Origin of the sequence: Pseudanabaena sp. UWO311, assembly GCF_006937785.1 — a bacterium.
Lineage (GTDB): Bacteria > Cyanobacteriota > Cyanobacteriia > Pseudanabaenales > Pseudanabaenaceae > Pseudanabaena.
Genome location: NZ_SJEE01000037.1, coordinates 41,256 through 53,961 on the forward strand (window position 1 = coordinate 41,256; position 12,706 = coordinate 53,961).

The window sequence follows — 12,706 nt, forward strand, 5'->3', positions numbered from 1 at the left end:
GCTAACGCACCCTACAAAACAAGAAATCTATTTATTACTTTTGCAAGCCTTTGATTAATGTATTAACGTTGTATTCCAAAAGCTTGAGGTAGGTTGGGGTGAGTCCATCGGGAGGAGATAGGGAATCCACATAAAAGACACCTCCATACTTTGCTCCAGTTTCATTTACTACTTGTTGCATTGCTTTATCACTGACTGTACTTTCGCAAAATACGGTTGGAATCTTTTTTGCTTTTACTGTTTCAATTACTTTTTCTACTTGCTTAGGAGTGGCTTGCTGCTCAGCATTTACTGGCCAAATGTAAACTTCCTTTAATCCATAATCACGGGCAAGATAGGAGAATGCGCCTTCACAACTGACTATATATCGCTGATCAGGAGGAATTGTCGAAATAGTTTGTTTGAGCTTGGTATCGATCGCTTGGATTTGCTGACTATAGGCTTTGGCATTCGCGGCATAGGTTGCGGCATTGACAGGATCAGCCTTACTCAGAGCTTTGCGTATATTTTCGACATAGATCAAGGCGTTTTGAGGCGACATCCAAGCATGAGGATTGGGTTTACCTTGATAGGAGTCTTCGGCGATGTTGATGGGTTGAATGCCTTTACTCAAGGTCAGGCGATCGACTTTAGGAAAACTATTATAAAAGCGATCGGCCCAGCGTTCTAAGTTCATGCCATTGTCAAGAATTAGATCGGCTGATTGACCGCGACGGAGATCGCTGGGCGTAGGCTCATATCCATGAATCTCAGCGCCCACCTTCGTAATTGACTCCACGATCGCTTTATCACCTGCGACGTTTTGTGTCATGTCAGCAAGCACAGTAAACGTGGTCAGAATAACTTTTTTGTCTTTGCGATTTGAAGTACTTGGGGCATTGGCGATATTACTAGTTTGTGGTGAGGTCGTCGAAAAGCTGCACCCACTCAGGCTAACTGCAAATACAAGAGTAGCAAGAATAGCTTGATAGCATTTAAAGGACATCAAACTTTGAATAAGACTGAGTTTAGACTCCATGATTACTTTTCATAATCGTTTCATTATTTAAAATATAGCATAATTTTAAATAATGAAACGATTATGAAAAAGAGTGACAATTCTGATTTTAAAAATTACAGTTTATAAAAGCTAGTCTAGAGCTAGATTTCATAAACTGTAATTTGAGGTTTTCCTTTGCCGCAGACGAGGCAAACTCCTGAATTGGTTTCATAATGAAAATTGCTGAAATTTGTTTTCTCGTAACTATTTCGAGCATTGCTATAAATTCTTGTTGTAATCTTGAAAATTATGCGTGTGTTTTCCGCGTCCTCAGTTGTTGCTAACGTGTCTGCTGGTATAACGACAGGATTGGTAAATCTTGTTTATGGGATTTCGTTTGCTGCAATAATTTTTTCTGGAGATCTCGCACGCTTTTTTCCTCAAGGCTTAAGTATTAGTTTAATTGGAGCAACAGTAACAGCAATTATTGTTGCTTGGCTGAGTTCGTTCCCTTTTGCTTTGGCTGGCTCTGATCCAAATTCTGCCGCCATTTTAGGGTTAGTTGCTGTAGAGATTGCACAATCACTTCCCAATGCTGAATCTGACGCATATCTATATCCAACTGTTTGGGCTACGATTATTTTCAGTACATTAGCTACAGGTTTATTGTTATTTATTTTAGGCTGGTTTCGATTAGGAAGATGGGTAAGATTTATTCCCTATCCAGTAATCGGTGGATTTCTAGCTGGAGCTGGTTGGTTAATTGCATCTAGTTCTTTCAAAGTAATGACAGGCTTTTCAGTCAGTTTAGAAACTCTACCCAAGTTTATCCAATTAGAAACTCTATCTCAGTGGTTACTAGGACTACTATTTACAGTAGTTCTCTTATTTATGGTAGAACGCTATAAGTATTTTTGGGTTTTGCCTAGTCTTTTATTTGTTGGAACAGTTTGCTTTGATGGTATGTGGGGGCTGATTTATACATTTTCTTCTCAGCTTAACTCTCAAGACTACTTTTTCAAGCCTTTTCCACGAGAACAACTTTGGCAAGCTTGGCAGTGGTCAACTTTTACCCATATCAATTGGTTCATCGTCATCCAGCAAAGTGGCACTGTAGCAGCGATGACAGTTATTGTAATGATCTCTATTCTTTTAAATGCCACGGGTATAGAATTAGCTACTTCTAGAAGTATTGATTTAAATCGTGAGCTTCGTGCTAATGGGATCGCTAACTTGATTAATGGATTTTGTGGTGGCGGGATAAGCTATCTCTCAATTCACCGTAGTCTTCTCAATCAGCAAGCTGGGGCGACTAGTTCTCTTGCGGCAATTATCGCAGGCGGATTTTGCGGAACAACGTTGATTTTTGGTTCTTCTTTTTTAGCCTATTTACCCAAGACGATTTTGGGCGGTTTGCTCTTATATCTTGGTTTGCGGTTGTTGATACGATGGGTTTACGAGGCTTGGTTCCAATTGCCGCTAGTAGATTACTTGCTCATTATTGTAATTTTAATAATTATTGCAATTTGGGGATTTTTGGAGGGCGTAGGTGCGGGTATCTTAATTGCTTGCTTTTTCTTTATTTTTAATTATGGTCGAATTTCGGGCATCAAATATTCTTTGTCGGGCGCAACATATCGGAGTAATGTGCAGCGCTCTTTCCCGCAAAGAATGTGTTTACATGATGAAGCTGGCTGTATCTATATCCTTGTCCTGCATGGCTTTATATTTTTTGGTACAGCAAATGATTTACTTGACGAAATTAGCGATCGCCTCAACAATCCCGATTTACCTCAGTTGCAATTTGTTGTTTTTGATTTCCGTTTAGTCAATGGTATAGACTCTTCGGCAGTTCTGAGCTTTATGAAGTTAAAACAATTAGCAAAAAATCTACACTTAAATTTAGTATTTACACAACTTCAACCAGCGATCGCAGAACAATTAAATCAAGGCGGATTAATTCTGGACAAGTCAAATATTTGCTTTGTGTTTGACGATTTAGATCGAGGGATTGAATGGTGTGAAAATCGTGTTTTGGAAAACAAACACATGTATGATGATGAATCTATTCCTTTTCAAGAGCAACTTCAAGAATTCATTCCTGATGATGAATCGGTGATCAAGCTAATGGGTTATCTCGAAATGTTGGAGGTTCCTGAAGGAAAGTTTCTATTTCGTCAAGGTGATTTATCGAATGGGCTGTATTTTTTAGCTTCAGGTCAAGTCAGTGTGGTTCTTGAACTATCTAATGACCAAACAAAACGACTGCGAACATACAATCATGGAACGATTTTGGGAGAGATGGGCTTATATACTCATGCACCTCGTTCTGCGTCTGTTGTCGCCGATCGCTTAAGTTATCTCTATTATCTTTCGACGCAAGCCTTTGAAAAAATCGAAATTGAAGATCCTCAATTGGCATCCGCAGTTCATAAGTTTATTGTGAGTTTGTTAGTAGAACGATTGAAACGTTGTGAGAAAGAACTGAAAGATCTACTTCAATAAGAAAAAGTAAGACTGAATAGTACTTTAGAAATTATAAAGTACTTAAGCAACGCCGTAGTTGGTGTAGGGGCGCTTGTATGGGGGATGTAAGCCTAACACAATATCTGAAGCTGGTACGCCTTTTTCAACTAGCTCTTGACCAAGATCGGCTTCGGTCATGTTGTGCTGAATCCAGATTTTGCTGTCTTTAATGTCTAAATGGATGTAACAGGCATAAATGCGGTTTAGCCCTTGCCAGCCAAGATCGAGTAATTGATAGTGATCGTGTTCGGTGTCAAAGATGAGTTGACATTCGATGTTTGGCTCGTTGGTAGTAGCATGGGCAATTAATAATTCGCGAACAATTTGGCGATATTTGGCTATCTTTTCCATTGAATTATCTCCTCTGTATTTGGTTCGTAGGCTAGGATTTTCAGATCGTACTGGACAATTGCAGCTTGGGTAAAACGCTCTTGGAAGAAAGTGCTGAAAATATCAATAGGCACGGCTAGGTAAAGAATTCGATTAGCTTCTGTCATTTGTAGGGCAAGGCGATAACTGAGAAATTGACCTAACGCATTGTGAAAGTCACTGATATTTGAGGGATTAATAAAACTCTTAACTTCTACTGCTATTTTCTGTCCGTCTTTTTCAGCAGCAAATACTTTCTCTGCTCCAAGATCTATTTCTAGTTTAACGCGATCTATCCGAATGGTTAATGGATCGCTGGTAATTGTCCATCCATCTTTGATGAGGGCTTGTTTGACTGCTTGATGAAATAGGTCTTTAGCCATAATTTAGTGCAAGCTGAAATTTTTTTTATAAAAAGAGAAAGAAGAAAGACTAAATATTCTTCAACAGCTTTTTTCGTTTTTCTTCGTAATGTTCGTAAGTGATAATACCATCATCATAAAGTCTTCTAAGATCACCTAGGGCATTGATAGCTTGATCATCTAAATTCAATAGCTTCAACAGCTGTTTTCGTTTTCCTTCGTAATGTTCGTAAGTGATATTACCATCATCATAAAGTCTTCTAAGATCACCTAGGGCATTGATAGCTTGGTCTTCTAAATTCAATGGCTTTTTAGTCGCCAGCTTTTTTTGTTTTTCTTCGTCCTCTTCGATAGTGATAATGTCATATTCTAAAGTCTTTGACAGATTACCAATAGCTGTTTCGGAGGATATTTGGAGATCTGTGGTAGATCCGAACGATGTGGTGATTTGGCTAGAAACAGATATCAATCCACACTTGCGATCAATATCCGCAACATCCTCATCGCGCAATCGCAAATGATCTTTCTGAAAATCGCGCAAATCTTTTAACTCTTGAGTCGTTGGAGGATTTCTTTCGGCAAGCATCTCCTTTAGCAGTTCCTCGTACTCCTCTAACTTCCGCACCTTAGCCAATATCGGCTTCAACACATCCGCCTTAATTTGTTCAGCATCCCCTTCCGACAATTCCAACCTAGTTCGCAAAGAATCTAACAAACGTCTAGCAGCAATCGACCACTTCCCATCCACGATTCGACTCTCTAACTCGCGCCGATAGACCAGTAGCGGATCGTCCTTCGCTTGAGCAACCTTCGCAATATAAATCTTCCCACCCTGCTCCACTGGATAAAACGCAGGAGTCATATTTGGTGACTCTAGCGACACCTTCAGCGCCGCATATTCATGCAACTCATCAATAGAGATTTTTCTGTCTCCATCTCGATCCGCCGCCCCCGTCTCAATTCCTTCCACCAAATAGCGCGTATAGATCGACATCTCCCCATCAGGCTGAAATGAAAACTGTGTCGAACTCGAAGAAGTCAAAATCGCCCGTCCTTTACCGCCTAACTGATTTTTGAGGTTCACCGAACCATCATCCATCACCGTCAGCCCCTGAGCAAACGCACCACTAAAGCAACAGTTAAAAATCAAAACCTGATGCTGTGACTTGCTATCATTCATCGCATCATGCAAATAACTTGCTGCCACAGTCGTAGGTCTAACGATTTTGTCTCCCTCCTTGCGGGTGCTAGGCGTACCCAAAAATAGCCTGTTTGCCTCATCAACGATCCCATGTCCCGAAAAATAAAACAGCACCAGATCGTCTTTTTGGCGATCGCGCCCATTAAACAAATTGTGAATCGCATCCTCGATCGCCTGTCTCGAAGCATTTTTTAAAACTACAACGTCCTCTGAGGCAAATTCACCATTTGCCACCAACACGCGCTGCATCGCATCCACATCCAGCAATGAGCCATACAAAGGTGAAAGTTTTTCACATTCAGGATATTCACTTGTGCCAACCAACAAAGCCAAACGTTTCATGCAGACTTAATTTCCTTACTGACCTTTAGAGAAGTTACCAAGAACTAAAGTTCTTGGCTAAAAGCTAAAACCCGTTTCAACGGGTTGAATCGAATTTAAACCGTTTCAACGGGTTTAGGCTTTTAGCCCGCAATTTATTGCAGGGTATTCGGCTGACTTGCCCATTTTGCAATTTGTTCGTCTGCTTTAGCGATCGCATAATCAAACTCAGCTTGACTACTAGCCTCAATCGCTAATTCCTTACCGTAAGCCTTAATTGACACTTTCAAGGTTTTACCAATGATCCGATCCTTGAGAAATCCGCCCAGCTTTTGCAAATTCGCGGCACTAACCTCGGCAGTCAGCAATCCAACTACAAATCCACCCAAAGCCATCGCACCTTCAGGAACATCAGTTACAGCAACGAGATCAGCTTCTTCGACACCATCGACTGCCCGAACCTGTTTCAGCAAATTACGCGCCGCCAATTGCAAATCCTCTGCATCTAGGGAGGAATCCACTAATTCCAAGTTGACGAAAACGTTAGTAGTCATAAGTTCACCGATATTTCGATCTCAGGTTAGCTTATCACTTTTCTTGCTTTGGTCTTGATTTATGCGCTTAAAATGGTTGTTTTGCGATCGCAAATGGATAAGTAAAAGACTACATCTCATAGTCGCCACCCGAACCGTAGTACCATGCGTCAATCTGGCGTTGCCATTGATATTTTTGCTCAGGTAAGAGATTTGCGATCGCAGGATTTACTCTCTGGCCAATTTGATTTAAGAAGCTATATGCACCTAGCCCAAGATAATGCTTGAGCCAATCTAGTAAAGTCGGAATTCCCACCTGTTGCATAATCTTCAGGACTAAGACAGGATCGGCGATAGACATCGCCAGCATCGTTCGGGCTAGTGGAATGAACTGCACCACATCTTGCAAGAATGGATAGAGAACCCGATCTCCTAATTTCTCCATTGAGTTAAAAGTTACACCTAACAGATAATTAATGCGATCGCTTTCGATTTGCTGATTGACCGCTACACTCATCGATTTTTGGAATAGCCAAGTTACAGATAGATTTGGTTGATAGGGCTGTAGCGATCGCAGATTTTCTTTGGCTAATAGGTCACTGCGTAAAGCCGTATCAATCCCATCGGTCAAACGTGGCAAATGTCTCACCATCGCACCAAATCCGCCAAAGCTAAGCGGCGATTGCATTCCTGAGCTGTCACCAACCTGCAAAATCCGATCCCAAGGCGTTTGCAAAGGATTTTGCTTGTAAGAAGGGAAAAAGCCAAAGAGAACTCGTTGAAATTCTAGTTGAGACAGTTCTATCTCTTGATACTTGGGCAACCAAAATAGATAGTCTTCCATTAGCACCGCAAAGCTGGGACGCTGTGGATCGGCATCTACATAGGTAAACATATAGGTAGTTCTGCCATCTTTAGCAGGAAATGCTTCCCAAAAATATTGACATTGTTTTTGTATAGGCGTAAAGCTATAAATCAAGTCGCCATAAAATTTTTCAGGCATTCCCTTCGCACAACTTCCCACCACCATACAAACGCCATCGGGCTTGATATTTCCCTGTACTTGCGATCGCGCTTGTTTTGCGATCGGCGAGAAATGTCCCATCACATCCAATAATAATCGCCCCGTAATCCTCTTATTCCCCTCTCCTACGGGAGAGGGGCTAGGGGTGAGGGCAACTTCCACAGCAACACCATCAGCATAGGCGATCGCCTGTTTAAAAGCAGTTTGTTCTAATAATATTCCCCCAGCATCTAAAAACTTCTGTTTCAGAACTTCTAATAAATAAACAGGATCAACACCAATATTGAGAATGTCACGCACCCATAAATCTTTACCACCCTGAAAGCCAACTCTAGCAGGATTGTATATAGTTGCGATCGCAGTTTCTAGTTCCGCTTCAGTTAATAAATCTAATTCAAAAAATGCATTTAACTCCTTGCGAGAAATATTCCATTCCTGCGCTCTACCTCGCAATATACCCTGTTCAATAATCGCCACGTGCCAGCCTCGACGCTGCAATGCAGAGGCGATAAATATGCCCAATGTGCCACCACAAACGATCGCATCAAAATCTTTGTCGCCTAACTTCTCTGAAGTTGTCTGAACGACCTTAGCGATTTTCTGATTGTTTTGGCGATAGCTTGTCCAGAAAGCATCCATGCGTTCTAATTGCGATGGAATTTCCGCAGGCATTTGCGATCGCACAGATTCAAATAAAGACATAATTTTCTACTATCCTAACGCTGATAACGAGGATCGCAATAATCTCGCAACCACTTATTTGTCGCATCTGCGATCGCTGCATCACTCACATCTACAGGCGGTGCTTGACCAATCCGCATAAAGGCCATCGATAGCCGCCAACCATTTGAGGTGGGAACCACAAATAACCAGTAAGCCCGCTGCGATGTCTCAGTTTTACCAGTTTGTCGCTCTAATATTGATAAGAATACCTGTTGGGGGAGGCGATCGCGAGCTTGATCGGGAGCTAGAGGTAAAGGCTCCATCTCTGGCTGACTAATAGTCATCACCTCACGTTTAATCCGCAAACGGCTATAGACACGGTTGAGATAGTCTGGCAAATCCTTAGCCAATGCTGCGCTTAAGCTCGGAAAATCCGCAGGGCAAGTGCGGTTATTAATGTATGTTTCGGCTTTTACAGAATTAGGTATATCAATACAAGTAGTTAGGGCGATCGCTGCCACAAGCTTGGACAATGCTCCGATGCAATGCATTGATGGGTTAGGCGATCGGTAATTTGTCATAAATTATGATAAACATTAACAAATAAAGTAAATTGAGCTGGATTAAGGGATTTTCGATTACATTTTATATTGTACTCAATCAATTCATTCAGGAAATAAACCAACTGTCTGACAAAGTAATGAGATGAGTCAGATTTTTGCTCATATCGATAAATCCACATAAAAATAGTCAATTAGCCCTAGGTAAAATAATTGACCGCGTATTTTGCAGATTTACTAGTTTTTTAAGAGAAATAATAATGACAAATAAAACTTCTCTTCGCAAACTGTAACTCGGCAAGTAGTAGGGCGAATTTTCGGCTAATTCTTAAGTGGAGATCGCGGACGTTATGTTGATCAAAACAGAATCTAGTTAACTGATGTTAAATGGAAGAACTTCCTGCGATAGCGAAAATCTATGGCTGGCACGGGGGGACAGCCCCTACAGAATCTAAATTATTTGTGTAGAGGCAATCCTCCGTGATTACCCTGCTTCGCTAATAGCAGGAGATCTGTCATCTACGTTCCACAGAACATCAGTAGTTAAAATAGTGAAGGAACTCTATATGAAAACGGATTACTTGATTGTTGGTAGTGGTTTGTCGGCATTGACCTTTGGTGCACTGATGGCACATTCAGGCAAGACAGTCCAAATCCTCGAAGCTCACGAGCATCCTGGTGGCTTTGGGCATACGTTTACGATGGCAAAAAAATATAAGTTTAACGCTCAATTTCACTATGTCTGGGACTGTGGCGAAGGTCAAACTGTGAATCGAGTGCTAAAAAAACTGGGGCTAGAGCAGGAAGTCACCTTTGAACGTTACGATCCCAAAGGCTTTGACCATATGCGAATGCCAGACTATGCAGTTGATATTCCCTCAGATCCAGAGGAACTAGTTCAGCGATTGTCTGCGCTATTCCCAGCAGCTAGCGATCGCCTTCGCCAATTCGTCAATGCAGTGGAAAAAACTGGCAAGGGGCTAAAAAAGCTGTCTCCGCCCATCAATCCGATGGAATTATTAAAACATCCAATTGAGGTGGTCTCTACAGTTCAATATCTCAATAGTACGCTTCAGGATGTATTTGACAAATTCCAACTGCCCCAAGCTGCTCAAACGCTCTTAGCGCTGCAATGGCCAGATTTTTTATTACCGCCTAATCAACTTTCATTCTATGCGTGGGTAGTGCTATTCCGAGGTTATCAAGCAGGGGCATATTACCCCACCCAGCATTTTGAACATGTAATTAACTCATTAGTTAAGGTGATCGAATCTAATGGGGGAAAAGTGCTGCTCAATTATGAAGTTACAAATTTTAAAGTTATCGATAGAACGGTTATGGGAGTTCAAGCGATGAATCTCATTAGCCATGAAACCGATGAGTTTACAGGCGACAGAGTGATTTGTAATATTGACCCCAAAAAAGCCGCGAAGATGATCGGAGAGTCTCAGTTTTCTAAAACAGTACGCCGAAAACTCGACTATGAGTATTCGGTGTCTAACTATATGGCTTACTGCGTCGTTAAAGATCTCGACCTTCGAGACTACGGCTTTGGTAAATGGAATCTCTTTCATACTGGACATCAAAATCTCAATGAAGCCTTTACGCAGATGTACGATCGCAATGACTACTCTAATCCAAGTTTTGCGATCACCACGCCTACATTGCTTACAGAATCAAGTCAAGATAGCCCAGATGACTGCCAAATTGTCGAATTTCTCACCGTGGCAAATTATGACTACTTTAAGCAGTTAGAGAAGAGCGATCGCAAGACTTATAACCATCGAAAACAGGAGATTCTTGATTCGATTCTCGATGTTGTGGAAGCAAAGTATGTACCAAATTTTAGAAAACATATGGTTTTCCATATTACGGGCAGCCCCACGACTAATGAGCGGTTTTGCTGGTGTCCCAATGGGAATTCCTATGGCTCTAGCTTAACACCGCGCAATATGGGGCTAGGAAGGTTGAATCACGAAACTTCACTCAATCATTTCTATTTTTGTAACGCCTCTTCTGGCTATCCGGGCTTTGCGCCCACCATTTGGACAGGTGCGTTGTTATATCAAAGATTATCGGGTGATGTGATTTTAGGAGGAGGTCAATCATGAAAATCGCAATTATTGGCGGTGGCGCTAGTGGCATGGTCACAGCCTACCTCCTCGATAAGCAGGGGCATCAAGTCACGGTGTTTGAGCGGCAACCTAGTTTAGGCGGACATATTCGGACATTAAACAAAAATGTACAGCCAAGCCAATCCGATTGCCAAGAGATTCTTGAATGTGGAGTGATTGAATTCCCAACGGTTTTCCACAGTTTCATCACACTTATGCAAGAACTAGGCGTAGAACTAGAACCCGTCAGTGTTGGTTCCGCGATGTATTTTAAAAATGGTAGCCACTATCTATCGGGAGTCACAATTCAGAAAAACTTTAAAGGTATCCGTCGTCTCATCGAATATTTACGTCTTGACACTCTTTATGCTCGTTCCGCAGGACTATGGCTGAGAATGAAATTTGCGGATATGAAAGATTTCTATAATCATCCTCTTTCCTATTATTTGAAACGTCCTTGCACTCGCAATACTTGGCTAAAGCTATTAGTCATGTATAGCTACTCCATGCCCTTGGAAGCAATTGATGATTTTCCAGCAGAATTAGCGATGCCTGTTTTACGAGACGATGTTGCGGTCAAATGGGTCAGAGTTAAAGGTGGCGTGTATTCCTATATTGAAAAAATCTTGGCAAAATTCACGGGAGAGATTTTACTAAATGTGGAGATAGACCATATTTTTAGAAGTGAGAATGTTGTCAAAATTGTGCGATCGACAGGTAAAGTTGAGGAGTTTGATAAGGTCGTGTTTGCTACGCCGCCAGATCAAGTGATGACGCTGTTAGCTGACCCAACGGAGAAAGAAACTAAACGGTTTTCCCATTGGCAAGCGAATCATATAGATAGTATTGTTCATAGGGATAGTTCTATGTACGATCGCTATGGGATTAAATACGCATCAGAATTTGATTTTTTTCAAACTGATAGTCGCTGGGGCTATAACAGTTGCCTAAATCAGCTTTGTGATATCTCGTCGCCAGAGCGCTATTTCCTATCATATCAATTGGAGGAGTTGATTGCTCGCGATCGCTACATTCATATCCAAAAGCATCACACTCCGTTATATACCACGGAGTCTTTCCGATACCGCGATGAAGTGGTAGCAACTAATGGTGAAAATCATACTTACTATGCAGGAGCCTATCTTGGTGATGGATTGCATGAAGGCGCGATCGCCTCAGCTTTTCGGGTTGCTCAACTGTTAAAAGCAGAAGGAGTTCTTGCGATCGTAAGAGTCTAGTGCTGGCACTCAACAAAAACATAAAAAACAGCGCTTCGCGCCGTTTTTATGTTTTTGTTGAGTGCTTCGCCAAGATTTCTGTAGTCCGCAATCCTTGTTTTACGCAAGGTTCTATCTGTTGAACTTTGCTAGTTACCCCAACCAAAAAGCGCGTGTAGCTATCCTGATTAGCAGTATCCCCAACAGAATCACCATCTTGAGATGACCAGTCAGTAGCACAAGCACGAATATCCTTACCTGCCCAGCGAGAAAACCATGCGGCAATAAATCCTGCCTGTAACTGATGCCAAGGCAAATTTCCTGACTTCTAGCCAATTCTGTGAATTAAAAATCAAACCCAGTAAGGGTTTTAAAAACACAAAATGGCTACGCCATTTTGTGTTTTGGTATAATTTCTTGTTTCGGACGGTCTCGAAATATTGCCCTAACACCAAGACTGCTCATCAGCAGGATTGTGCAACAACTCCCGAATATTTGCCTCAATTACCCGATAACCAACATTCCCATTCAATCTTTGTCGCCCCTCATTAAAAATTAAGGTTGGACTAACGGATACCGTATGCTCCTTCACTAAGTCAAAATCCTTAGACAGCAACGCGTACGTCTCACCGCTATCAATTTGAGCTTGGATCACTTTGCTTTTTAGTCCTAGTTTTTTAACGATCGCGAACTGTACCTTGCGATCGCTAATATCCTCTAGATTCGTAAAAAAGGCCTCCCGAAAAGCCCAAATTGCTCTTTCAAATACTTGTTCGGATTTAGGAATTATCCCTTTGATTTCTAATAGTTGAATCGCATGGAGAAACAAATGGCAGG

Annotated in this window: 12 protein-coding genes; 3 read left to right on the forward strand and 9 right to left on the reverse strand. The window is 41.6% G+C overall.

Going from position 1 to position 12,706, the window contains the following annotated elements:
* Positions 1 to 34 precede the first annotated feature (34 nt).
* On the reverse strand, positions 35 to 1,018 hold the full coding sequence (locus PseudUWO311_RS20765) for a metal ABC transporter substrate-binding protein (protein ID WP_223807660.1): 984 nt from the start codon (positions 1,016 to 1,018) through the stop codon (positions 35 to 37).
* A 276-nt stretch (positions 1,019 to 1,294) separates the two neighbouring features.
* On the opposite strand from PseudUWO311_RS20765, the gene PseudUWO311_RS20770 reads away from it, so the two are divergent.
* Positions 1,295 to 3,484, forward strand: a complete 2,190-nt coding sequence (locus tag PseudUWO311_RS20770) for an SLC26A/SulP transporter family protein (protein WP_190303597.1) — start codon at positions 1,295 to 1,297, stop codon at positions 3,482 to 3,484.
* Between the two features lie 42 nt (positions 3,485 to 3,526).
* Here the strand turns inward: PseudUWO311_RS20770 and PseudUWO311_RS20775 are convergent, their stop codons facing one another.
* The 6 genes from PseudUWO311_RS20775 to PseudUWO311_RS20800 all read right to left on the reverse strand — a co-directional run bounded on the left by PseudUWO311_RS20775 (position 3,527) and on the right by PseudUWO311_RS20800 (position 8,559).
* Complete coding sequence (locus PseudUWO311_RS20775) at positions 3,527 to 3,856, reverse strand: XisI protein (RefSeq protein ID WP_142657145.1); 330 nt, start codon at positions 3,854 to 3,856, stop codon at positions 3,527 to 3,529.
* Positions 3,844 to 4,257, reverse strand: a complete 414-nt coding sequence (locus tag PseudUWO311_RS20780; protein WP_190303598.1) for an element excision factor XisH family protein — start codon at positions 4,255 to 4,257, stop codon at positions 3,844 to 3,846. The genes PseudUWO311_RS20775 and PseudUWO311_RS20780 overlap by 13 nt, the downstream gene beginning before the upstream one ends.
* A gap of 49 nt (positions 4,258 to 4,306) precedes the next feature.
* Entirely contained in the window at positions 4,307 to 5,779 is a 1,473-nt protein-coding gene (locus PseudUWO311_RS20785) for a caspase, EACC1-associated type (RefSeq protein ID WP_142657147.1), read from the reverse strand.
* 134 nt (positions 5,780 to 5,913) lie between these two features.
* Positions 5,914 to 6,312, reverse strand: coding sequence for a sugar ABC transporter permease (locus PseudUWO311_RS20790; RefSeq protein WP_142657148.1), 399 nt, complete (start codon positions 6,310 to 6,312; stop codon positions 5,914 to 5,916).
* A 109-nt stretch (positions 6,313 to 6,421) separates the two neighbouring features.
* Positions 6,422 to 8,017 (reverse strand): FAD-binding oxidoreductase, encoded by a 1,596-nt coding sequence (locus tag PseudUWO311_RS20795; RefSeq protein ID WP_142657149.1) that lies wholly within the window; start codon positions 8,015 to 8,017, stop codon positions 6,422 to 6,424.
* A gap of 14 nt (positions 8,018 to 8,031) precedes the next feature.
* Positions 8,032 to 8,559: a hypothetical protein gene (locus PseudUWO311_RS20800; protein WP_223807661.1), complete on the reverse strand. Its 528-nt coding sequence runs from the start codon at positions 8,557 to 8,559 to the stop codon at positions 8,032 to 8,034.
* A 545-nt stretch (positions 8,560 to 9,104) separates the two neighbouring features.
* Here PseudUWO311_RS20800 and PseudUWO311_RS20805 point away from each other — a divergent pair.
* Positions 9,105 to 10,649 (forward strand): phytoene desaturase family protein, encoded by a 1,545-nt coding sequence (locus tag PseudUWO311_RS20805; protein WP_142657150.1) that lies wholly within the window; start codon positions 9,105 to 9,107, stop codon positions 10,647 to 10,649.
* Positions 10,646 to 11,890: an FAD-dependent oxidoreductase gene (locus PseudUWO311_RS20810; RefSeq protein WP_142657151.1), complete on the forward strand. Its 1,245-nt coding sequence runs from the start codon at positions 10,646 to 10,648 to the stop codon at positions 11,888 to 11,890. Before PseudUWO311_RS20805 ends, PseudUWO311_RS20810 begins: the two co-directional genes overlap by 4 nt.
* Positions 11,891 to 11,936: 46 nt before the next feature.
* Here the strand turns inward: PseudUWO311_RS20810 and PseudUWO311_RS20815 are convergent, their stop codons facing one another.
* Positions 11,937 to 12,185, reverse strand: a complete 249-nt coding sequence (locus PseudUWO311_RS20815; protein WP_142657152.1) for a hypothetical protein — start codon at positions 12,183 to 12,185, stop codon at positions 11,937 to 11,939.
* A gap of 129 nt (positions 12,186 to 12,314) precedes the next feature.
* Positions 12,315 to 12,706: DsbA family protein (locus PseudUWO311_RS20820; RefSeq protein WP_411730197.1), on the reverse strand; the 392-nt coding region annotated here is incomplete at its 5' end.

What these genes read in the sequence shown, in the direction of transcription:
- PseudUWO311_RS20765 (WP_223807660.1), bottom strand. Translation starts at nt 1,018, where the DNA reads ATGGAGTCTAAACTCAGTCTTATTCAAAGTTTGATGTCCTTTAAATGC.
- PseudUWO311_RS20775 (WP_142657145.1), bottom strand. Translation starts at nt 3,856, where the DNA reads ATGGAAAAGATAGCCAAATATCGCCAAATTGTTCGCGAATTATTAATT.
- PseudUWO311_RS20780 (WP_190303598.1), bottom strand. Translation starts at nt 4,257, where the DNA reads ATGGCTAAAGACCTATTTCATCAAGCAGTCAAACAAGCCCTCATCAAA.
- PseudUWO311_RS20785 (WP_142657147.1), bottom strand. Translation starts at nt 5,779, where the DNA reads ATGAAACGTTTGGCTTTGTTGGTTGGCACAAGTGAATATCCTGAATGT.
- PseudUWO311_RS20790 (WP_142657148.1), bottom strand. Translation starts at nt 6,312, where the DNA reads ATGACTACTAACGTTTTCGTCAACTTGGAATTAGTGGATTCCTCCCTA.
- PseudUWO311_RS20795 (WP_142657149.1), bottom strand. Translation starts at nt 8,017, where the DNA reads ATGTCTTTATTTGAATCTGTGCGATCGCAAATGCCTGCGGAAATTCCA.
- PseudUWO311_RS20800 (WP_223807661.1), bottom strand. Translation starts at nt 8,559, where the DNA reads ATGACAAATTACCGATCGCCTAACCCATCAATGCATTGCATCGGAGCA.
- PseudUWO311_RS20805 (WP_142657150.1), top strand. Translation starts at nt 9,105, where the DNA reads ATGAAAACGGATTACTTGATTGTTGGTAGTGGTTTGTCGGCATTGACC.
- PseudUWO311_RS20810 (WP_142657151.1), top strand. Translation starts at nt 10,646, where the DNA reads ATGAAAATCGCAATTATTGGCGGTGGCGCTAGTGGCATGGTCACAGCC.